Source organism: Roseburia sp. AM51-8 (assembly GCF_003478275.1).
GTDB lineage: Bacteria > Bacillota > Clostridia > Lachnospirales > Lachnospiraceae > Pararoseburia > Pararoseburia lenta.
The window spans coordinates 83,081-103,529 of sequence record NZ_QUEY01000005.1 but is presented as its reverse complement, the minus strand read 5'-3'; the positions used below and the strand labels follow the sequence as shown (position 1 = coordinate 103,529).

Genomic DNA, 20,449 nt, shown 5'->3' with positions numbered 1-20,449 from the left:
GTATCACACCTTTGCGGTCTTTTCACTGTTTATCCAGCCAAGAAAAAAGAACCCTGCGACACAGCAGAGTCCTTCCTTTTAAATTCTTATTATGCTCTTATCTTCAAGGCTCTTGTGGCATTCAGGACTGCCAGCACCATGACACCGACATCGGCGAAAATGGCTACCCACATATTGGCAATACCAAGTGCTCCCAAGATCAGACAGACTGCCTTAACCGCAAGTGCAAAGACAATGTTTTCCCGCACGATCTTTAAGGTTCGTACAGAGATCTTCATAGCCAGCGCGATCTTTGCCGGATCATCGTCCATAAGGACCACATCGGCTGCCTCGATCGCTGCATCCGATCCCATGGCTCCCATGGCAATACCAATGTCTGCGCGGGATAATACCGGTGCATCGTTGATGCCGTCACCGACAAAGGCTAAGTTTTCCTTTTCTCCCTTGGCATTTAAAATGTGCTCGACCTGTGCGACCTTATCTGCCGGAAGCAGTTCACTGTGGACTTCATCAATACCAATCTCTGCTGCCACACGCTGTGCCGTCTCATTGGCATCCCCGGTAAGCATAATGGTCTTTTTGATGCCGTTCTTCTTCAGTCCGGCGATCGCATCCTTCGTGGTCGGTTTTACCACATCGGAGATCACGATACATCCTGCATAGGTGCCATCCACGGCAACATAGCAGACCGTTCCCTCTTTGTGCTCGGTCGTAACCGTCAGATTTTCACGCTGCATCAGGCGCATGTTTCCAACATAGACCTTCTTGCCGTCCACCCGGGCACACACACCATGTCCGGCGATCTCCTCAATGTCAGAGACACGGGAAAGATCCAGTTCCTGTCCATATGCCTTTTTCAAACTCAGGCTGATCGGATGGGAAGATGAACTTTCGGCATAGGCAGCCATACCAAGTAAGGTTTCTTTATCAAATCCATTTTCCGGGTAAGAGGCGGTCACCTCAAATACTCCCTTGGTCAACGTTCCTGTCTTGTCAAAGACAATATACTTGGTTGCAGACAATGCTTCCAGATAATTGGATCCCTTGACCAGAATACCATTGCTGGAGGCACAACCGATACCTCCGAAGAATGATAGCGGAATGGAAATAACCAAAGCACACGGACAAGAGATTACCAGGAAAGTCAAAGCTCGGATGATCCACTCGCCCCACATCGGACTACTTCCCATAAACAGGCGCACGATCGGCGGTAAAATAGCAAGCGCCAGAGCACCGTAACAGACTGCCGGTGTGTAATACTTGGCAAACTTTGTGATAAAGTTCTCGGATCTGGATTTCTTCATGGCTGAATTTTCCACCAGATCTAAGATCTTGGATACGGTAGAATCTCCAAACTCCTTGGTCGTCTTTACCTTGATCATACCGGTCATATTGATGCATCCACTGATGATCTCATCGCCGCAGGATGCGTCTCTCGGCAGGCTTTCTCCCGTAAGCGCGCTGGTATTTAAGGTCGTATTCCCCTCTGTGATCACACCGTCGATCGGCACTTTTTCTCCCGGGTTGATAATAATCTCGGAACCGATCTCCACATCATCCGGATCGACCTTTTCCAGTTTGCCGTCCACCATCATATTGGCATAATCCGGTCGGATATCCATAAGGGCTGCAATATTCTTGCGGCTCTTTCCTACGGCTACGCTCTGGAAGAGTTCGCCGATCTGGTAAAAGAGCATAACCGCAGCGCCTTCCTTGAACTCTCCCAAGCAGACCGCTCCAATGGTCGCCACTGCCATCAAAAAATTCTCGTCAAAGACCTGTCTCTTTAGGATACCTTTTCCCGCTTTTTTTAAAATGTCATAGCCGATTACCAGATATGGCACCAGATACAATGCCAGACGAAGGATCCACGGCATCTCTACCAAAGCATCCAGAATGGATACTGCTATTAATAAAATCAGGGCAACAACAATGCGTTTCAGTACTTTTTGCTGTTTTTTACTCATCTATCTTCTCCTTTACGACTCCCACCGCCTCCGTGGCACAGCCCCGAAACGCGGTTCTTCTTATAAAAAGATCTCGCAATCGTCTTCTACGACTTTGCAGTTCTTGTATGCCTGCTGCATAACAGCGTCCACATCTGCGCCTTCTTCAAATTCAACCTTTAACTTTAAGGTCATGAAACTCAAAGTTGCATTCTTTACGCCCTCTGTATTCTTTACGGCTTCCTCCATCTTTGCTGCACAGTTTGCGCAATCAACCTCTACATCATATGTCTTTTTCATAATTATGTTCTCCTTTTCTTTTTTATTCTTTATCATACAAGATGGTGATCTATCTGTATTTACTCCTCTACGTGATCCATGCCCATGGATAGGATCGTGCGCACATGATCATCATCCAGCGAGTAAAAGATACTCTTGCCGCTCCGTTTGAACTTGACCAACTTGGCATCCTTTAAAATGCGGAGCTGGTGACTGACCGCGGATTGGTTCAGATTTAAGATCTGTGCGATATCACTGACACAAAGTTCACTTTCAAACAAGGCATATAAGATCTTAATCCTGGTCGAATCGCCAAAGACCTTGAAAAGTTCTGCCAGATCATACAGGTATTCATCCTCCGGCTGGTTTTGGAGTACCTGTTCTACCAGTTCTTCGTGTGCTGCCAAAAATTCTGACTTCTGCTCTGCCACCTGAAATCCTCCCTTCTTTATCTTTATCTTTTGTATTTTTTCTCTTTATCATCTGTTCATATGTAATTATATTCATATGTTCATGCATTGTCAATATATCCAATGAATTTTCTGTACCTTTTTTTCCACGCCACATAGAATAATAAAAAAAGAAAGAATATCAACTATGGCAACTTTTTATAACCAGGCGACCTTGTCCTACAACGGCAACACGACCACATCCAATATCACGACCGGTGAACTGGTCGAAGTGCTCTCTGCCACAAAGACCGCCGTACAGACCGAGTATCAGCAGGATGATACCCTGACCTATGTCGTCAACATTTTAAACTCAGGCAATACCACCATGACCGGAGTGACGATCTCCGATAATCTGGGTGCCTATACCTTAAACACCTTAACACTGGTGCCTATGGACTATGTGGTAGGCACCGTCCGCTATTATGTTGGCGGTGTCTTACAGCCGACACCAACGGTGACCGCCGGTCCTCCTCTGACCATTTCCGGTCTGTCTGTTCCGGCAAAAGGCAATGTCACCGTCATCTATCAGGCCAAGACCAACGATTATGCTCCACTGGCACAGGAAAGTAGCATCACCAACACGGCGACCATCAATGCCAACAATATCGCCAATCCGATCACGGCAAGTGCTACAGTCAATGCTTACAGTAAGCCGGTGCTCCGCATCAGTAAATCCTTAACACCGACGACTGTCTCCGAAAACGGACAACTGACTTATACCTTTATCATTCAGAACTACGGCAACACCGCAGCGGATGAAGCCGATGCCCTGATCGTCTCCGACCGTTTTGACCCGATCTTAAATCCGATCACGGTCGCCTTCAATGGCACTGCCTGGACGGAAGGTACCGAGTACACCTACGATGCCACCACCGGACAGTTTGTATCGACCGCCGGCATCATCACCGTACCTGCCGCTTCCTATACACAGGATGCTGCGACCGGTGCCATCTCCATTGTTCCGGGTTCCGCAACCCTGACCATCACAGGAACAGTTTAAGTTTTCCAAACTTCTCAATGAAATAAAAGAAAAGCCCCCGCGCGTATCCTGCGCACGAGGGCTTTCTATGTGATCTTACTTTATAAAATTTTTAAAAGTCCCAGCACGAGCAGGTGCAGGGGATAGAATACATAAAAGAACCACTTATGTATGGGCTTCTTACTGCCCGCCTTTCCATTATAAGTATAATGCAGGAGCAGGGGCACCAAAAGGACACCCAGTTGATAAACACCCCAGATACCAAATCCCCCAAAGACAAAACTACAGACAGAGAGCAGGGTATAAGTCGACCACTTCTTCTTTTCATCCTTCCGATAGCAAAAGAAACACATGGTATAAAGGATATCAAAGATGGGCCAGTCTCCCCAAATGGACAAGATACAAAGAAAGGCAATGATGGCTTTTTTCTGTGCCTCCATCATCGTTCCCTTATCCCAAACCCAGATTGCAAGCAGGGCTAGAAAGAGGGTGTAGATAACGCCCGGCGAAAATTCAAATGTATAATTTCCATTTAATTTATAAATAGGTAAATGTCCATACTCAAAAAAAGTAAAGGGGATCCAGGAAATGACCGCAAAAATGGCAAGTCTCTTGGCATACTTCTTTACGCTTCGTGTATGCACATAGCCCTCGGCAATAAAATATGCCATGGTCGGACCTGTCAGCCGACCGATCATATGCATGATCTGCCCCTGCCAGGAGGCAAGCGGTACAAAAGCCCAGGCAATGTGATCGATGAGCATGGCTAGGATCACAATATATTTGATCTGATTTCGGTTTAAAGAAAGCATGGCTTGTTCTCCTTCCGGTGCCAGAACCTGACACCAGAATATCATAACAAGCCACTTCCTTTCTGTAAAGATTTATTCACCAAAGAAGATCTTCATATCCTCCTCCACGCTGCCAATGCCTGCAATCCCGAAGTTGTCTACCAGAACCTTTGTCACATTCGGTGATAAGAATGCCGGCAGGGTCGGTCCCAGGTGGATGTTTTTTACACCAAGGGCTAAGAGCGCCAACAAGACAATAACTGCTTTCTGCTCATACCAGGAAATGTTATAGACGATTGGCAGTTCATTGATGTCTTCCAGTCCAAAGATCTCCTGCAATTTCATAGCGATGACCGCCAGCGAATAGGAATCGTTACACTGCCCTGCATCCAGGACACGCGGGATATCTCCTATAGAACCCAGATTTAATTTATTGTATTTATACTTGGCACAGCCTGCTGTCAGGATGACCGTATCCTGTGGCAATGCCTTTGCAAAATCCGCATAGTAAGACCGGGACTTGGCTCTGCCGTCGCAGCCTGCCATGACAACGAATTTCTTGATCGCGCCACTCTTTACGGCTTCTACGATCTGGTCTGCCAGGGCAAATACCTGGCATGTGCAAAACCGCCGATGATCTGCCCCTGTTCGATCTCCTCCGGTGGCCGGCATGTCTTGGCTAATGCGATGATCTGACTAAAGTCTTTTTCCTGACCAATTTCTCCCTCAATATGTTTGCAGCCCGGATAGCCGGATGCCCCCGTGGTAAAGAGACGGTCTTTATAGGAATCCTTTGGCGGTACGATACAGTTGGTCGTCATCAGTATCGGACCATGGAAAGACGCAAATTCTTCCGTCTGTTTCCACCATGCATTTCCGTAATTGCCGACAAAATGCTTGTACTTTTTGAACGCCGGATAATAATGTGCCGGTAACATTTCTGAATGGGTATATACATCTACGCCGCTGTCCTTGGTCTGCTCCAGAAGCATTTCCAGGTCCCGCAGATCGTGTCCGGATACCAGAATGCCCGGGCGCTTACCCACGCCGATGTTGACCTTTGTGATCTCCGGATTGCCATAGGCTTGCGTGTTGGCTCCATCCAAAAGTGCCATACCCTTCACGCCATACTTGCCTGTCTCCAATGCCAGCGCCACCAGATCATTCACGGATAAGGTGTCATCTAAGGTTGCTGCCAGTGCCCGCTGTAAAAAGGCATCCAGTTCTGCGTCATCTGCCAGCAGTACATTGGCATGCTTGGAATAGGCGGACAGACCCTTGAGCCCATAGGTGATCAACTCGCGCAGAGACCGAATATCCTCATCCTGCGTTGCCAAAACGCCGACACTTTTTGCCTTTTCCATATAAGCCGACGGCTCCGCCGTCCAAAGGGCTGCCTCCGGCAATTCCCTTTTGTCCTCTAACTGCTGTAAAAGTTCTTCCTTGCAGACCAAGGTATCTGCGATCCGCTTTGTTATCTGTGCCCCATCAAAATTGGCATTGGTGATGGTTGTAAAAAGATTTAAGGTAATACGATGGTTGACCTCATAAGAAACCTCTTTGCCCTCACTGCGCAGCGCTGTTGTAAGGGCAGCACATCCCTTGGTCACATATATCAAAAGATCCTGCAATGCAGCCACTTCCGGTGTCTTACCGCAGACACCGCGCACACTGCATCCCTTGCATCCTGCTGTTTCCTGACATTGATAGCAAAACATCTTATTTTCCATTTTTCTTCTCCTTTATCTTGCTTATTTGTCTTGTTTTTCACTGACAGGCTCATTATAATATGGCTATCGAAACAATTATGTTGTCATAACAACAAAAGGAGAAAAAATGAATTACCAATTTTTAGCAAATACAAGATTATTCCGCGGCATTTCCGTGGATGAACTGGAAAAGATGCTGACCTGTTTTTCCGTACAGACCAGACAATATGAAAAAGGCAGTCTGATCCTGCGTGCCGGACAGACGGTCTCTGCCATCGGTCTGGTCCTCTCCGGCAATATCACCATCGAAAACAATGACCTCTGGGGCAATCGCACCGTAATGGACCGCCTGGGGGCAGGCGCGATCTTTGCCGAGTCCTATGCCCTGACACCGGAGGAGATCCTCATGGTCGATATCGTTGCAAATGAACCGACAGAAGTCCTTTTCTTACAGACCCGGGCTATCCTAAATCCCTGTCAGAAGTCCTGCTACAGCCACCGCGCCCTCTTAGGCAATCTGCTTGCCATTTCCTCACAAAAGAACCTGCATATGTCCCGCCACATCCTCCACACCTCGCCCAAGACCATCCGCGGCAGGCTCTTGTCCTATCTGTCTTTTTTGCACAAAAAGAGGGCAACTACGAGTTCGACATCCCCTTTGACCGCCAACAACTGGCAGATTATCTGGGGGTCGACCGCAGCGCCCTCTCCAACGAACTCAGCAAGATGCAGCGCGAGGGCATCCTGAGTTCCAAAAAAAATCATTTTAAACTTACACCTGATTGCCTGTAGGGATCTCTCCCTTTTCGTAGCCCAGCGCATTCTCTAAGGTAGTGTGGCTGATGGCTTCCATTGCCTCCTCGGTAAAGAATGCCTGATGTGAGGTGACGATCACATTCGGGAAAGACAAAAGCCTTGCCGTAACGGAATGTTCCATGATGTCTGCCTCACGGTTTTCAAAAACATTGCCGGACTCCTCCTCGTAAACATCCAGTCCCACGCCATGAAACTTGTGGGCACGAATCCCGGCAATCAGATCATCCGTATCGACCAGTTCCCCGCGGGAAGTATTGACCAGTACCACCTGATCCTTCATCAGAGAAATGGTCTTGGCATTGATCATATGATAGTTGTCGATCGTGAGCGGACAATGCAAAGAGATCAGGTCACCCTCCCGGAAAACTTCTTCTAATTCTTTATACTCGATAAAATCCAAAGATGGGTTCGGGTATTTGTCATAGGCGATCACCCGCATACCAAATCCCCGGCAAATGCGCGCCATAGCGGCACCAATCTTTCCCGTACCGATAATACCTGCGGTCTTGCCGTAAAAGTTGATCCCCATGAGTCCTTCCAGACTGAAATTGTTCTCCCGCACCTTGATATATTCTTTATGAATGCGTCGGTTGACACTCATAGCCAGTGTCATTGCATGCTCTGCCACGGCTTCCGGGGAATAGCCCGGTACGCGAAGGACAGTGAGTCCCAGTTCCTTTGCCTTTTCCAGATCCACATTATTGAAACCGGCACAGCGTAATAGGATCAGACCTACGCCTTCCTCGTGCAAAACTTCCAGAACCGGTGCAGATAAATCGGAACTGACAAAAGCACAGACGGCATCATAGCCCTTTGCTAAAGCCGCTGTTCTCACATTGATATCGGCATCCAGATACTCGATCTCTATGGATGCATAATCTGCCAGTTCCTTATCAAAAGAATCGATATCATATTTCTTTGCATCATAAAATAATATCTTCATTTAATTTTATCCTTTCCTTCATAGATCCGGTCTATGTAACTCTTACAGCCAGGCTTCTACCACGGCATCCACTACCGTCGCCTGCTCTTCCTCGCGTGAGATACCGGCTTTGCCATCGCCGTCCTGCTCTCCGTAATTGCCATAGTAGGCGTGATTGCCACCGGCAAACTGAATATCAACCGTCGTATCCTTTGGCAGATTGTCCGCATACTTTGCCAGTTTATCCCGGTTGATGACACCATCTTCGCTGCCGACCAAAGACACGACCGCAAGATCGCTGTCGGAAAGATCCTTGGTCGAATAGGCCGCCAGAAGAAGGAGACCGTCCAGTTCGTCCGCGTGATCTGCTGCATAGGATGCCGCCATGGCTCCGCCCAGCGAATGACCGCCGATATACCAATGCTTATACTTATAGGCTGTCATGACATCCGTTGCCTTATTCATGCCAAAAATCGCCAGATTACCAGGCATAGTGACCAGATAGCAATCCAAGCCATTTGCCGCCAACTGCTTCATGAGCGGTGCGTAGGAGATTTCCTCCACCTTGGCTCCCGGATAAAAGACCATGGCACTCTCCGTACCCTTGCCATCAAAAAAATAGCCGTCCTCCGTCTTGGTCACGGTAACTTCCACGTCCGATTCCAGTGCGTCCTCTACGCCCTCGGCGTGATAATACTGGTTGAGATAAGCCATGATCCCCGTGATCAGGGAAATAATGATGACAATGGTGATCTCTATTTTTAATTTTTTACGCTGACTTGTGTTTTTCATATTGCTGTCCTATCTTTATTTTTTGAAAACCAGAAAAATCTATACCTGTCTTTACAGGATGGCAGTCACGAGATTGTTCTCGATCTGCACGCCCGGAACACTGCTGACATACTTGGAAAGTCTGGCATAACCGTAATCCTTGTATTTGAAATCCGGGTATTCAGTCGCGATCATCCTGCCAAGTGTTCCCAGTTCCACCGTGCTGGCTGCCGCCTTCTGTACAAATTTCTCTACTTCTTTTTCGATATCCTTGCCATGGTCACTGCTGCGCAGGATGCAGATGGCAGTACCTTTTTGCATGGTCTCGAACTTGGTCGCTTCCTCAATAAAGGTACGCATGGAACTGTAGCCGTAATTTCGCTCATCAAAATCCGGGAAGAGTCTTTGCAGATTGCTCTTGGTGGATCCCAGATTGGCATGCTCGCCATTGTTCTCGCTCTGCTGGATCAATTCGTTAATTGCTGATTTAATTTCTCCGATCGGTGTGATAGAATCGCCCTTGCTGTCGTGATTACTTTCTTTGTGGCTCTTTGCCTTGGAAGTCTCCTTGACCTCCTCATCCACGATCTTATCCAAGAACTTGTATTCATTGCAGGCTGCAATAAAGGTCTTTGACGCGTCGGATTTGCCCATGCCGATCACAAACATACCCTCTTCACGCAGGCGGTTGACCAGTCTTGTAAAATCACTGTCCGAAGTCACGATACAAAATCCATCCGTCTTGTCCTGATACAAGATATCCATGGCATCGATCACCAGCATGATATCCGATGCGTTTTTGCCGGACGAATAGCGCGGCTGCTGGATTGGCACAATGGCATGCTTCAATGCCTTTTTGTGCCAGTCTGCAAGATTTGGACTGGTAAAATCTCCATACATTCTCTGATAGGTGATCACACCATATTTTTTTAATTCACTGATAATGGCATCAATATACTTGGAACTCGCGTTCTCCGCATCGATCAAAAGTGCCAGACGTTTTTCTTCCATTTTATACTCCACCTGCCTGTTACTGTAAATCTTTCAGGCTCTCCATCAATTCCAGATCCGACTGCAATACCTTAAAATTTGTCGTGATCGGTTCCTCTCCCGGCTTAGTCACGGTAATCTCAAAAACAGTTCCTTCCTCCACGCGGGAAGAAAATACCACCTGCAAGAACTTTACAAACTTTGGATGATTGTTTGTAAATGTGTTCTTTGCATTCATGAGTTTCATCATAGTTCCCGGATTGATCATCTCTTATACCTCTACTTCCCCTGCAAGCACACGCTTGTAGTCCTCGTAATTTTTCTTTAGTAATGTCGGTGTATCCAGTTCATACGGACACTTCTTTTTGCAGGCGCCACACTCTAAGCAGCCCTCGATCTTCTTCATTTCTGCCTGCATTTCCTCGGTCAGCCAGTCGGCTGACGGCGCACGGCGGAGCATGAGAGACATACGTGCACACTGGTTGATCATGATACCTGCCGGGCACGGCATACAGTAGCCACAGCCACGACAGAAATCGCCGGTCAGTTCCTGACATTCCTTGGCAATAAAGGCACGGATCTCATCGGTCATTTCCGGTGTCTGATCCATAAAGGCAAGCCATTCATCCAACTCGCTCTCTTTTTGGATTCCCCAGATCGGAAGGACATTGTCAAACTGTGTCATATATGCCATGGCTGCGGTGGAATTGTTGATAAGTCCGCCAGCCAGTCCCTTCATGGCAATAAAGCCCATGTTGTGCTTGCGGCAGTTCTCCACCAATGCCAGTTCCCTGTCCGCAGACAGATAGGAAAATGGGAACTGCAAGGTCTCATAAAGACCGGATTCGATGATGTCCTCGGCAATGCCGATCTTGTGCGCTGTGATACCAATATGACGGATCTTACCCTGGGCTTTTGCCTCAAGCATGGCTTCGTACATGCCTGTGCCATCCCCCGGTGCAAAAACCCGGTCTGCACAATGGAACTGATAGATATCCAGATAATCGGTCTTTAAATTATGAAGTGTGGTCTCAAGGTCTTTCCAGAATCCTTCCGGTGTCTTGGCTGCCGTCTTTGAGGCAATGTAAATATTTTCTCTGACATCTGAAAGACCTAAGCCCATTTTTTCCTCGCTGTCGCTGTAGGCTCTTGCCGTGTCAAAAAAGCGCATGCCGCCTTCGTATGCCTTTTTCAAAAGTCCCGCTGCATCCTCAGCACTGATACGCTGGATCGGCAGTGCCCCAAAAGCGTTCTGCGGCACTGTGATCCCTGTACTTCCTAATGTAATGTTTCTCATTTGCTTTTCCTCCCTTATTCTTCTGCTTGTCCGTAAATGCCGTTGATCTTGACGGTAAAGACTGCCTCAGCCCCATTGAAACTCTTGGTCTCGCCATTATCGTCTGTATAAGAACGTCCATAATTTTCCGGGAATGTGACATTGACCTCAACGGTCTCTCCTACCTTATGACCTTCCAACTGCTCCTCAAAGTCATCGATAAAAGTATTAGATCCGATCGTCAGATCCTGTCCCTCTGCGGTTCCTCCCTGGAAAACATAACCGTCAATACTGCCGGAATAATCGATATTGACCGTATCGCCTTCCTTTACTTCCAGACTGGTATCTGTCAGCAATGTCTCTTTCGTCGTATCTGAAGAATCCTGTGTGGTGGACTCCTGGCTGGACGTATCTGTCGCCTGCTGCTGGGCATCCTCTGCCTCGGCAGCCTTTTGCTTACGGCTATCGATCACGCCATAGACGATCATGCCGACAAAAAATGCAACGATAAGCGCAATGATGAGGGTATTTCTCACCAGACGCATGGTTGCCTGTTTTTTACGTTCTGCGGCTCTTCTCTCCTGTGCCATTTTCTTATTTTCTTTCTTCATTGCGTATGATTACCTCCTTAGATGATAACTCTTATATTATAATGAATCTTCCACATTCTGGCAACGGATAAGTCGCTGCTTTGTCAGCGCGATCCACTCGTCCAGACTGAGGGGCTGGTAGTCCGAATACATGCAAAAACAATTTATCATGTGGGAAGAAAGGGCCTGCGTTCCACCATCATGATCCGGGATCCGGGTCTTTTCCACCATCTGCTGATACTGCTCGATCAGGCGCTCGTCATGACTGTCATGCACATGCCCGTAGAGCATATAGGTCCGCGGCTCTCCCTTTTTATTTTTTAAATACTGCCCGTTATAACAGGCGATGGGATAATGGGAAAGGACGACCTTGCGCCCGTCATCATGGAGTTCCGCATAGGGATAGATCCAGCCAAAACGCTCCTTGTGGAAGATTTTGCTCCGCAGATAGCGGTTGTCATGATTGCCGACGATCAGGAACAGTTTGCCCTGCAAACGGTCTAAAAGGGCATTGGTCTGCTCGGCATTTCCCATGGAAAGATCTCCTAAGATCACGACCTCGTCGCGGTTTCTGACCTTTTCATTCCATCTTTTTATCATATATTCATTCATTTCCTCCACGGAGGCAAAGCCCCTGTGATCCATTTCCCGGTTGAGTGCTTCATGGAAAAATGGCAATCTGCAATGTAATACCGCATCTGTCTCTCCTTATGCTAACATGATATCATTTAATGTCCGCCGACATTCCTTATAATTTGGATAATAGGTCTCGACCTCCTGCCAGAAAGTCTTGGAGTGATCCATATGACGGCGGTGCGCCAGTTCATGCACCACGACATAGTCCAAAAGTTCCTGCGGCAGATAAGCCAGCCGGTAGTTAAAGTTGAGATTTCCCTTACTGCTGCAGCTTCCCCACCTGCTCTTTTGATTACGCATAGAAATAGAGCCGTAGTCTATCCCCATGCAATCTGCATAGTAGTCTACGCGCTCTATTATCTTTTGCTTGGCTATTTTTTTGTCGGATGCCGTCAGGCTCTCCCATTCCGGGATGTCGTAAGGATTTTCTGCCAGATACTGTCTTCTTGCAAACATCTGGCTGCGGTTTTCCTCGATCCACCTGGCATGCGAGGTCACAAAGCGGCGGATGGTCCTGTCTGAAACACGCATAGGTACCCGCGCTAAGACGGATCCATCCGTCCGGATCTGGAGTGCCATGCTCCGCCGCTTGGATCTTACGATCTCGACCTCGATTTCTTCATTTTCTAAGGCAATAATCAATTCTGTCAACATTTTTCCTTAATCAAGGATCCTGCCATCAATGGAGATGGTCACAACCTGCCATGGAAGGAACTTGCCGCTGTTCTGTAAGGCGGTCTTGGCTGCATACTCCAGCCCGCCACAACACGGTACTTCCATGCGCACGATCGTCACGCTCTTAATGTCATTTGCCTTGATGATCTCCGTTAATTTTTCACTGTAATCGATCGCATCCAACTTTGGACAGCCGATCAGGGTCACATGCCCCTTGATAAATTCTTCATGGAAGGATGCATAAGCATATGCCGTACAGTCTGCCGCGATCAAAAGACGGGCACCGTCAAAATATGGTGCCTGTGGCGGCGCCAGTTTGATCTGTACCGGCCAGTTAGCAAGACGGCTGACACTCGCAGCCTTTGTCGCTGCCGCCACTTCCGGCGCATCCTCATGTGCAATGGCTTTTGCCATGCTGCCCGGGCATACAAATGGCTTTGGTTGTTCTTGGGCTGCTTCCATGCGTGCCTTGACAGCGACTTCGTCGTAATCTGCCGCTTCTCTTTCAATGATATGGATGGCATCCATCGGACAATGCGGCAGACAGTCGCCAAGTCCGTCGCAATAGTCGTCTTTGATGAGTTTTGCCTTGCCGTTTACGATCTCAATGGCTCCCTCGTGGCAGGCTGTCGCACATGCGCCACATCCATTACATTTTTCTTCTTCAATATGAACAATCTTTCTTCTCATGATCTATGCTCCTTTACTTTTCCTAAGATGACTAGATCATAAGACATTTTGTCTAAAAAATATGTTGTATCTACAACATTTCATTTAAAATCTGACGCAAAACATCTTCCACGCGGTCGCAGTGGTTCGCCTTGACATCCTCCATGGTCGGATTACATTTTTGCATCAGATAAGGCTGTCCCACAAATTCCAACATAGAACGGTCATTTTCGTTGTCACCGAAAGCCACCATTTCTTCCGGTGCGATCCCCATCTGCTGACCGATGGCTTCGAGTGCCGTACCCTTATTGGCTCCAAGTGGTGCAAAGTCCGCCCACTCATTACCCGATACCATGAGTTGGCATCTTCCGGCGATCTTTTTGGTAAAGTATGCCGTCACCTGATCCCGGTAGTCCTTTGGGGTAAAGTAAGATACCTTGATGATCGGCTCTGTGATCTCCTCCGGTGCCCCGATCACGGTCACATCGTTCTTGATGTGATTTCTCAGATAATCCACATAGTCCTCTGTCTTTGGCACCACATAGCAGGTGCACTCCCCGGAGATCAATACTTCACACTTTGGATCATCAATGACCATATGGCAAAGTTCCAAGGCTAACGCTCGGTCAAACTCCCGCTTTAGGAGAACCTTGTCCTGGTAAAAGACCAAGGCACCGTTTTCACAGAGATACATGACATCTCCATCCACCTTTTGGAACATGTTATGTAAGTTAAAATACTGTCTGCCGCTGGCAGGCACAAAGATCACGCCCTTTTTCGTCAGTGCCGTGATCAGTTCGATCGCCTCCTCGGAACAATCCGGCATATAATTCTGTAAAAGCGTGCCGTCCAGATCCGATGCAATCAGTTTTACCTTTTGCTTCATTTCTAATCTATCCTTTTCTCTTTTTCGCTTACCTATCTTAGCAGAAAGTCCGCAGGATTTCCACCTTGCGCGTCGCAGACTCCCAGGAAAATTCCGACAGATCCTGTCCCAGCGTCGTCAGTACCGATGCCGCGTCCACGCTCCACGCTCTATCCTGCAACTGCTGATAGAGGAAATCCACCGCCTGCAGGTCCTGGTTTTCCAGTGCAGACTGCATCATCTCCAAGAGATTTTCCTTGGTCTCCGCCGTCGTATCCTTGTGATCCTTGAAATAATCTGCCAGGTGCTTTCCGGCATCTTCGATCTGCTCCATGAGTATAGGATGCAGGGTCTGCACCTGATCTATCCGACCGTCAGCCAGAGCTATCTCGATCAGGCGGGCTGTTTTTGACAAAAGCAGGGCACCCACGGTCGCCGCCGTGCCCTTTAAGGTATGGATACAGCGTCTGTAGTCCTCTTTTGTCTCATCCGTCCAGGTCGTGTCAAAAAGAGTCGTCAACTTTTCCTGCGCCCTTGCAAGATCACGGGCAAATTCCTGCAAACCGGTACGATAACGCGACGGACTCTTCCAGATCAGCATGGCATATTCCGCATCAAACTCCTCGATCTGCGGCAGTTCCATGTCTGCCTGCGCCTGATCTTTGTCATCCTTTTGCCCCTTTTTCACCAGATCTTTTGGCAGGTAAGTAAGGAGCATCTTTTCCAGTTGATCGTAGAGAATAGGCTTTGGCAAAAAGTCACAGAAGCCCTCTGCCAGATACTTTTCCCTTGCCCCCGCAGTCACATTAGCGGTCAGCATGACGATCGGCACCTGCCGACAGAGATTGCCCTCATCCGAAAGCATATTACGCCGCGTCTCGATCCCATCCATTTCCGGCATCATGTGATCCAAAAAGATCAGGTCATATGCATGTTCTTTTGTCAGACGCAGACACTCTGCACCACTATCCGCCTCCGTGATCTGGATCCGGCTCTCCTTTAAAAGTTCCACAAAAACACGCCGATTCATCTCGTTGTCATCGACCAGAAGAATCTTGGCTTTCGGTGCCACAAAACCGGAGGCAAACTCCTCATATGCCACATTCTGCGCTACCATCTGCGCAAATTCCCCGATCGGTGTTGGATCCGCTACCGGCTGGTAGAGAACAAATGAAAAGTCACTGCCGACGCCCTCCTGGCTCCAGACATCCAGTTTACTGCCCATCAGTTGTAGGAGAGAGGAAGAAATACTCAGTCCCAGGCCACTGCCTTCGATATGACGGACTGCCGTTTCTTCCACGCGGTTAAAGCGTTCATAGATCTGTGGGATCTTTTCCGGTTTGATGCCATTTCCGGTATCTTTGATGGAAAAACGTACGCCCAGATCACTACTGTCTGTCGTCTGTACCGACTCCACATAAAAGGTCACGCTGCCCTGGGCGGTGTACTTGATCGCATTGGTCAAAAGGTTGATCAGAACCTGACGGATACGAATATCATCCCCGATATAGGCACGCGGCAGGGTCGGATCGACAACGACCTGAAAAGTCAGATTTTTCTTCTTGGCATGAGGCGACAGCATCTGATAAAGATCGGATATCATATTGCCCAGATCATAATGTACCGGCAGGATATTGAGTTTGCCGGTCGATAACTTGGACGAATCCAAAATATCATTGACCAGGCTCAGCAGCATATTTGCTGCACTCTCCACGTCTTTGCCATATTGCAGGATCTGCGGATCTTTCGCCTCTCGCAGGATCATTTCGTTCATACCCATGATGGAATTGATCGGAGTACGCAGTTCGTGTGACATGCTGGCGATGAAATCACTCTTTGCCTGATTGGCTTCGTTGGCGGCTGTCACCAGGGACTGGATCCGCTTCATCTGCCTTTCCTCATCCGTCAGATCCATCAGAAGGATAGAATAGCCCATGAGCACATCTTCCTCATAAATCTGGTCGATATGCACATCATAGACCTGATCGCCCAAATACATCTTATTGGCAATCCCGGTACGCAGATAAGACAAAAGTTTTGTCTCAGTTAAAAGTTGTCCCTGCCGCTGATCGGCTAAAGATGGAAAAAGTTTTTTTGCCTTGATGTTTGCCTCTACAAAGCCGTAGTTCCCATCCACAATGATGATAGGTTCATGCATATTTTCAAAGATATTGTTGTGTGCCACACGAGCAATATCAAACATATCCTGCACCATGGCAGAAGAAAAGAATAAGATCATCCCCACCGCGGTCAAAGATGGAATGAGTTCGTAGCCCCGATCCAGTCCCGAAAGACGGATGGGAACGACCACGAAAGGCAAAAGGACACAGAAAAAGAGCATCTTACAACTGCGACGGTATTTTTCATCCTTTGCCTCACGCCAGCCCTTAAGCGCCAGATAGGCACAGGCAAAGATCTGCACTGTCTCATAGACCGAGTTAAAATAGATGACCGGTCCGTAGACTCTGTGCAGATAGGTCAGACTGCCGGCGGTCACATAATAAATGTCCCGGTAAAAAAGCGAATGATACTGACTGGTCCATGCACTGATCATGACAAGAATGTCCACAACGAGCATGACACCGACCAGGTGCTTGGGTATCTTTTTGTGGGTATAGCGCATACAAAAGAGTAAAAAGAAAGTATCAATAAATGCCACACCGATATATCGCAAGTTCATGATCAGCAGAATCGCACTGATCGAATCCGCCTGTATCTCCATCAGATATGCCGCATTTTCGATCAGGCATAAAAACGCCACGATCAGCATCAATTTAGACAGACGGTTGGACTTTTGGATCCCTGCCGCCAAGACAAAAGCGATACAGGCGATCGTTACGATCGCTTGAAAAATTAAAATTCCCTGACTCATACTCTCTTTTGTAAACTCCTCTTCTGTTTATAAAAGTGGTGCGATCAGACGCAGGAGCATCTGGATAAACCGCATGCCCTGACTGCGCCCGGTATTGTATTTTTCTGTAACTTCAAGACTTTCCCTCATCATGGCTTCCATATCCTGTCTGGTCTCTTGGACTGCCGGACCATAGGCATAGAGACAGCCATTTTCAAAATGATGATAGAGACTGCGGTAGTCCAGATTGATCGTGCCGCAGGTGGCTACCACGTCATCCACCACGCACATCTTGGCATGACAGAAGCCCGGCGTATATTCATAGATACGGACACCGTGCTTTGCCAGGCAATGATAGTAAGACCGCGTCACGGCATAGACAATACGTTTGTCCGGGATCGCCGGTGTGATGATGCGCACATCCACGCCACGCTTTTTTGCCAGACGGATGGCGTGCACCATCTCATCAGTCAGGATGAGATACGGCGTGACAAACCAGCAATACCGCGTTGCCTTATTGATCAGGCTGATGTAGACTTCCTCGCCCACATGCTCATTATCCATAGGGCGGTCTGCATAAGGCTGCACATAAGCCCGGCTTTGCCCGGTCTCTCCGATCTCCTCTGCCATGGCATGCGGATCCGCATAAGGCTGCTCCAGATATTTGCCAAAATCGGCATCATCGATATCGTTGCCCTTGACCGCGTTCCAGTTTTCCAGAAAAGTTGCCGTCAGGCTCCGCACTGCCAGCCCTGTGATCTGCACGCCTGTGTCCTTCCAATAACCGTAGGGATGGGTCAGATTAAAGTATTCGTTTGCCATATTGTAACCGCCGGTAAAGCCCACCAGTCCATCGATGACCATGATCTTTCTGTGGTCCCTGTTATTTAAAAAGAAATTCAACCCCGGCATAAAAGGGTTAAAGATACGGCACTGGATGCCAAGGGCATTGAGGTGCTTGGCAAAATCCCCGTTGATAAAGGCGATACTTCCGATATCGTCATAAAAGACGCGGACTTCCACGCCGGCCTTGACCCGCTCTACTAAAATTTTCTCTACCTGATTCCATGCTTCTGCCTGCTCGATGGCAAAATACTCCATAAAGATAAAGTGCTTTGCCTTTTTTAAGGCTTCTTTTTGTGCCTCAAATCCCTTGTAAGCCTCATCATAATAGGTAATGGGACAATCCGCATAGACCGGAAATCCGCTCTTTTCCTGCAAATAATAGGATATACTAGCAAGTTGTTCATTCTTATCCCGCAGTTCCTCCATGGAGGACTTCACATGGTCTGCCCCCGGTCCCTGATCCAGCATGGGAAGAACGATGGCATCCACGGCATCGTAACGCTGCCGCATCTTATAGGTGTGACCATTCAGACCGACCAGAAGATACATGATGATGCCAAAAATCGGAAAGGCAAGGATGAGCATGATCCAAGGGGTCTTCATACTGCTTGTCCGATCCTGCGCGTAAATGCATACGACCAGCACCACCGCCAGAATACGCGTGGCAATGTTGATACCTTCCGCGTAATCATTGAGCCTGGTAAAGACCACCACGATAAAAGCGATCTCTAAGGCGATCGCAAGTACAGAGAAAAAGAGTCTTGCAATGCCGTTTTTCACATGTGCTTTTTTCTCATAGGTCCGTATTTTCATGCCTGCTCCTTTCCTAATGTAAAGCACTCCAAATCTAGTCTTTCTATTATAATGCATCGCCGATGGATATTCAACACAGGCAGATCTTCTCGTTTTTCTATATAGTCTTTCGGTTATAAATAATATGTAATCTGTATTTTACATATATAAGACAGATTGTTATACTTGAATGCAGAAAAAGAAGGAAATGATATCACAATGAAACAAATTGATTTTGAAAATGGTGGTGTCGGCAAAAATATTCTGGCTGCCGCACTGCCAATGCTTATCGCCCAGATTTTAAACCTCTTATATAACATCGTAGACCGTGTCTATATCGCCCGCATTCCCCAAGTGGGAACGGCAGCACTCGGCGCAGTAGGACTTTGTTTTCCTTTGATTGTTATTATCAGTGCCTTCGCGAATCTGTTCGGCAGCGGCGGTGCCCCGATTTTTCCATCCACAGAGGAAAAAAAGAGGATACAAGGGCCAACCAGATTATGAACACATCCTTTACCATGCTGTGCATAGCCGCGATTTTGCTCATGGCGATTGGCATGCTCTTTGCCCATCCCCTTCTCATCCTTTTTGGAGCCTCCGAAAAAGCACTGGTATTTGCCTATCCCTACCTCATGCTCTACCTGATAGGTACCCTGCCATCCATGATAGCTGTGGGTATGAACCCCTTTATCAATGCCCAGGGCTATTCCACCATGGGCATGCTCTCCGTCGCCATCGGTGCCCTTGCCAATCTGCTCTTAGATCCACTTTTCATCTTCGCATTTGGCCTTGGCGTATGTGGTGCTGCAATTGCAACCGTCATCTCACAGACTCTGTCTGCTGCCTTTGTCCTTTATTTTTTAACTAGAAGATCTGAGTTACAGGTTCGCCTGCTTAAAAAGGAAGAATTTTCTGTCTCCTTAGGGCATGCCAAAAATATCGTCAGTCTTGGAACTGCCGGTTTTATCATGCAGTTGACCAACAGCCTGGTGACCATCTGCTGCAACCATGTCCTTTCCATGACCGGCGGTGATATTTATATCTCTGTCATGACGATCGTATCTAGTGTAAGACAGTTGGTCGAAACGCCAATCTATGCACTGACCGAGGGTTCATCCCCCATCATCAGTTACAACTATGGTGCCAGACGTCCGACGCGTGTCAAGAAAGCCGGCAGCATCATGAGTCTTCTGGTATTTGCTTATACCGCTGTTATGTGGGCTGTCATTATTCTGATTCCCCATACCCTCATACAGGTCTTTAGTTCCGATGCCAGCCTGATCAGTGACTCTGTTCCAGCCTTAAAACAATACTTTGCAGCCTTTATTTTTATGGATTTGCAATACATCGGTCAGACCATTTTCAAATCCTTAAATAAAAAGAAACAGGCCATATTTTTTTCCCTGCTTCGAAAAGTTTTTATCGTTGTCCCTCTGACCTATCTGATGCCTTTCGTTCTCGGCATGGGCACAGACGGTGTCTTTTTAGCCGAACCGGTATCCAATGTCCTCGGTGGAAGCCTTTGCTTTATCACCATGCTTTGCACCGTCTTACCGGAATTAAAACGTATACAAAAAAACAAATAATAAATGGA

Annotated in this window: 18 protein-coding genes and 3 pseudogenes; 4 read left to right on the top strand and 17 right to left on the bottom strand. The window is 47.8% G+C overall.

The window, feature by feature from the left end:
* Window positions 1-89 precede the first annotated feature (89 nt).
* Genes DW996_RS11120 through DW996_RS11110 form a run of 3 tightly spaced genes read right to left on the bottom strand, consistent with a single transcriptional unit; the run spans window position 90 to window position 2,632 of the window.
* Complete coding sequence (locus tag DW996_RS11120) at window positions 90-1,967, bottom strand: heavy metal translocating P-type ATPase (protein ID WP_118535775.1); 1,878 nt, start codon at window positions 1,965-1,967, stop codon at window positions 90-92.
* Window positions 1,968-2,027: 60 nt separating this feature from the next.
* A complete protein-coding gene (locus DW996_RS11115) occupies window positions 2,028-2,246 on the bottom strand; it encodes a cation transporter (protein ID WP_118280100.1) in 219 nt (72 codons plus the stop codon).
* A gap of 59 nt (window positions 2,247-2,305) precedes the next feature.
* Window positions 2,306-2,632, bottom strand: a complete 327-nt coding sequence (locus DW996_RS11110) for an ArsR/SmtB family transcription factor (RefSeq protein WP_334294522.1) — start codon at window positions 2,630-2,632, stop codon at window positions 2,306-2,308.
* Window positions 2,633-2,822: 190 nt separating this feature from the next.
* Here DW996_RS11110 and DW996_RS11105 point away from each other — a divergent pair, with 190 nt between their 5' ends.
* Window positions 2,823-3,677 (top strand): hypothetical protein, encoded by an 855-nt coding sequence (locus tag DW996_RS11105; protein ID WP_118535771.1) that lies wholly within the window; start codon window positions 2,823-2,825, stop codon window positions 3,675-3,677.
* Between the two features lie 80 nt (window positions 3,678-3,757).
* Here DW996_RS11105 and DW996_RS11100 read toward each other — a convergent pair whose 3' ends face one another.
* Together DW996_RS11100 and hcp are read right to left on the bottom strand one after the other, a co-directional pair.
* On the bottom strand, window positions 3,758-4,513 hold the full coding sequence (locus DW996_RS11100) for a TraX family protein (protein WP_243098765.1): 756 nt from the start codon (window positions 4,511-4,513) through the stop codon (window positions 3,758-3,760).
* 27 nt (window positions 4,514-4,540) lie between these two features.
* Window positions 4,541-6,177, bottom strand: a pseudogene (gene hcp, locus DW996_RS11095) (hydroxylamine reductase).
* Window positions 6,178-6,283: 106 nt separating this feature from the next.
* Here hcp and DW996_RS14915 point away from each other — a divergent pair.
* A pseudogene (locus DW996_RS14915) lies at window positions 6,284-6,577 on the top strand (cyclic nucleotide-binding domain-containing protein); the annotation flags it as partial.
* Between the two features lie 53 nt (window positions 6,578-6,630).
* Window positions 6,631-6,948: a helix-turn-helix domain-containing protein gene (locus DW996_RS14910; RefSeq protein WP_334294521.1), complete on the top strand. Its 318-nt coding sequence runs from the start codon at window positions 6,631-6,633 to the stop codon at window positions 6,946-6,948.
* Here DW996_RS14910 and DW996_RS11085 read toward each other — a convergent pair.
* The 12 genes from DW996_RS11085 to cls form a co-directional block, all read right to left on the bottom strand.
* Window positions 6,929-7,915, bottom strand: coding sequence for a 2-hydroxyacid dehydrogenase (locus DW996_RS11085; RefSeq protein ID WP_118535769.1), 987 nt, complete (start codon window positions 7,913-7,915; stop codon window positions 6,929-6,931). The genes DW996_RS14910 and DW996_RS11085 overlap by 20 nt on opposite strands.
* 42 nt (window positions 7,916-7,957) lie before the next feature.
* On the bottom strand, window positions 7,958-8,686 hold the full coding sequence (locus DW996_RS11080) for an alpha/beta hydrolase (protein ID WP_243069477.1): 729 nt from the start codon (window positions 8,684-8,686) through the stop codon (window positions 7,958-7,960).
* Window positions 8,687-8,737: 51 nt separating this feature from the next.
* On the bottom strand, window positions 8,738-9,676 hold the full coding sequence (locus tag DW996_RS11075; protein ID WP_118280113.1) for an NYN domain-containing protein: 939 nt from the start codon (window positions 9,674-9,676) through the stop codon (window positions 8,738-8,740).
* Window positions 9,677-9,695: 19 nt separating this feature from the next.
* The gene (locus DW996_RS11070; protein ID WP_178010674.1) at window positions 9,696-9,923 is read right to left on the bottom strand and encodes a hypothetical protein; all 228 of its coding nucleotides are present in this window, start codon (window positions 9,921-9,923) and stop codon (window positions 9,696-9,698) included.
* A gap of 3 nt (window positions 9,924-9,926) precedes the next feature.
* Window positions 9,927-10,952 carry an aldo/keto reductase gene (locus DW996_RS11065; RefSeq protein WP_118535767.1) on the bottom strand — a complete coding sequence of 342 codons (1,026 nt, stop codon included), beginning with the start codon at window positions 10,950-10,952 and terminating at the stop codon, window positions 9,927-9,929.
* Window positions 10,953-10,966: 14 nt separating this feature from the next.
* Window positions 10,967-11,542: an FKBP-type peptidyl-prolyl cis-trans isomerase gene (locus DW996_RS14505; RefSeq protein WP_118280118.1), complete on the bottom strand. Its 576-nt coding sequence runs from the start codon at window positions 11,540-11,542 to the stop codon at window positions 10,967-10,969.
* 36 nt (window positions 11,543-11,578) lie between these two features.
* Window positions 11,579-12,121, bottom strand: coding sequence for a metallophosphoesterase family protein (locus tag DW996_RS11055; RefSeq protein WP_330428932.1), 543 nt, complete (start codon window positions 12,119-12,121; stop codon window positions 11,579-11,581).
* Between the two features lie 108 nt (window positions 12,122-12,229).
* The gene (locus tag DW996_RS11050; RefSeq protein ID WP_330428931.1) at window positions 12,230-12,808 is read right to left on the bottom strand and encodes a M48 family metallopeptidase; all 579 of its coding nucleotides are present in this window, start codon (window positions 12,806-12,808) and stop codon (window positions 12,230-12,232) included.
* Between the two features lie 9 nt (window positions 12,809-12,817).
* Complete coding sequence (locus tag DW996_RS11045; RefSeq protein WP_118280124.1) at window positions 12,818-13,522, bottom strand: 4Fe-4S binding protein; 705 nt, start codon at window positions 13,520-13,522, stop codon at window positions 12,818-12,820.
* Window positions 13,523-13,592: 70 nt separating this feature from the next.
* On the bottom strand, window positions 13,593-14,387 hold the full coding sequence (locus DW996_RS11040; RefSeq protein WP_118535765.1) for an HAD-IIB family hydrolase: 795 nt from the start codon (window positions 14,385-14,387) through the stop codon (window positions 13,593-13,595).
* A gap of 37 nt (window positions 14,388-14,424) precedes the next feature.
* The gene (locus DW996_RS11035) at window positions 14,425-17,238 is read right to left on the bottom strand and encodes a histidine kinase N-terminal 7TM domain-containing protein (RefSeq protein ID WP_118535763.1); all 2,814 of its coding nucleotides are present in this window, start codon (window positions 17,236-17,238) and stop codon (window positions 14,425-14,427) included.
* A gap of 27 nt (window positions 17,239-17,265) precedes the next feature.
* Window positions 17,266-18,876: a cardiolipin synthase gene (cls, locus tag DW996_RS11030; RefSeq protein ID WP_118280132.1), complete on the bottom strand. Its 1,611-nt coding sequence runs from the start codon at window positions 18,874-18,876 to the stop codon at window positions 17,266-17,268.
* A gap of 198 nt (window positions 18,877-19,074) precedes the next feature.
* On the opposite strand from cls, the pseudogene DW996_RS11025 reads away from it, so the two are divergent.
* Window positions 19,075-20,441: pseudogene (locus DW996_RS11025) on the top strand (MATE family efflux transporter).
* The last annotated feature ends 8 nt before the right edge of the window (window positions 20,442-20,449 follow it).

Bases quoted from the DNA above. Each gene is read 5' to 3' on its own strand.
- DW996_RS11120 (WP_118535775.1), bottom strand. From the start codon at position 1,967: ATGAGTAAAAAACAGCAAAAAGTACTGAAACGCATTGTTGTTGCCCTG.
- cls (WP_118280132.1), bottom strand. From the start codon at position 18,876: ATGAAAATACGGACCTATGAGAAAAAAGCACATGTGAAAAACGGCATT.
- DW996_RS11055 (WP_330428932.1), bottom strand. From the start codon at position 12,121: ATGATAAAAAGATGGAATGAAAAGGTCAGAAACCGCGACGAGGTCGTG.
- DW996_RS11065 (WP_118535767.1), bottom strand. From the start codon at position 10,952: ATGAGAAACATTACATTAGGAAGTACAGGGATCACAGTGCCGCAGAAC.
- DW996_RS11105 (WP_118535771.1), top strand. From the start codon at position 2,823: ATGGCAACTTTTTATAACCAGGCGACCTTGTCCTACAACGGCAACACG.
- DW996_RS11115 (WP_118280100.1), bottom strand. From the start codon at position 2,246: ATGAAAAAGACATATGATGTAGAGGTTGATTGCGCAAACTGTGCAGCA.
- DW996_RS11045 (WP_118280124.1), bottom strand. From the start codon at position 13,522: ATGAGAAGAAAGATTGTTCATATTGAAGAAGAAAAATGTAATGGATGT.
- DW996_RS11085 (WP_118535769.1), bottom strand. From the start codon at position 7,915: ATGAAGATATTATTTTATGATGCAAAGAAATATGATATCGATTCTTTT.
- DW996_RS11075 (WP_118280113.1), bottom strand. From the start codon at position 9,676: ATGGAAGAAAAACGTCTGGCACTTTTGATCGATGCGGAGAACGCGAGT.
- DW996_RS11070 (WP_178010674.1), bottom strand. From the start codon at position 9,923: ATGATCAATCCGGGAACTATGATGAAACTCATGAATGCAAAGAACACA.
- DW996_RS11080 (WP_243069477.1), bottom strand. From the start codon at position 8,686: ATGAAAAACACAAGTCAGCGTAAAAAATTAAAAATAGAGATCACCATT.
- DW996_RS14505 (WP_118280118.1), bottom strand. From the start codon at position 11,542: ATGAAGAAAGAAAATAAGAAAATGGCACAGGAGAGAAGAGCCGCAGAA.
- DW996_RS11100 (WP_243098765.1), bottom strand. From the start codon at position 4,513: ATGATATTCTGGTGTCAGGTTCTGGCACCGGAAGGAGAACAAGCCATG.
- DW996_RS11040 (WP_118535765.1), bottom strand. From the start codon at position 14,387: ATGAAGCAAAAGGTAAAACTGATTGCATCGGATCTGGACGGCACGCTT.
- DW996_RS11035 (WP_118535763.1), bottom strand. From the start codon at position 17,238: ATGAGTCAGGGAATTTTAATTTTTCAAGCGATCGTAACGATCGCCTGT.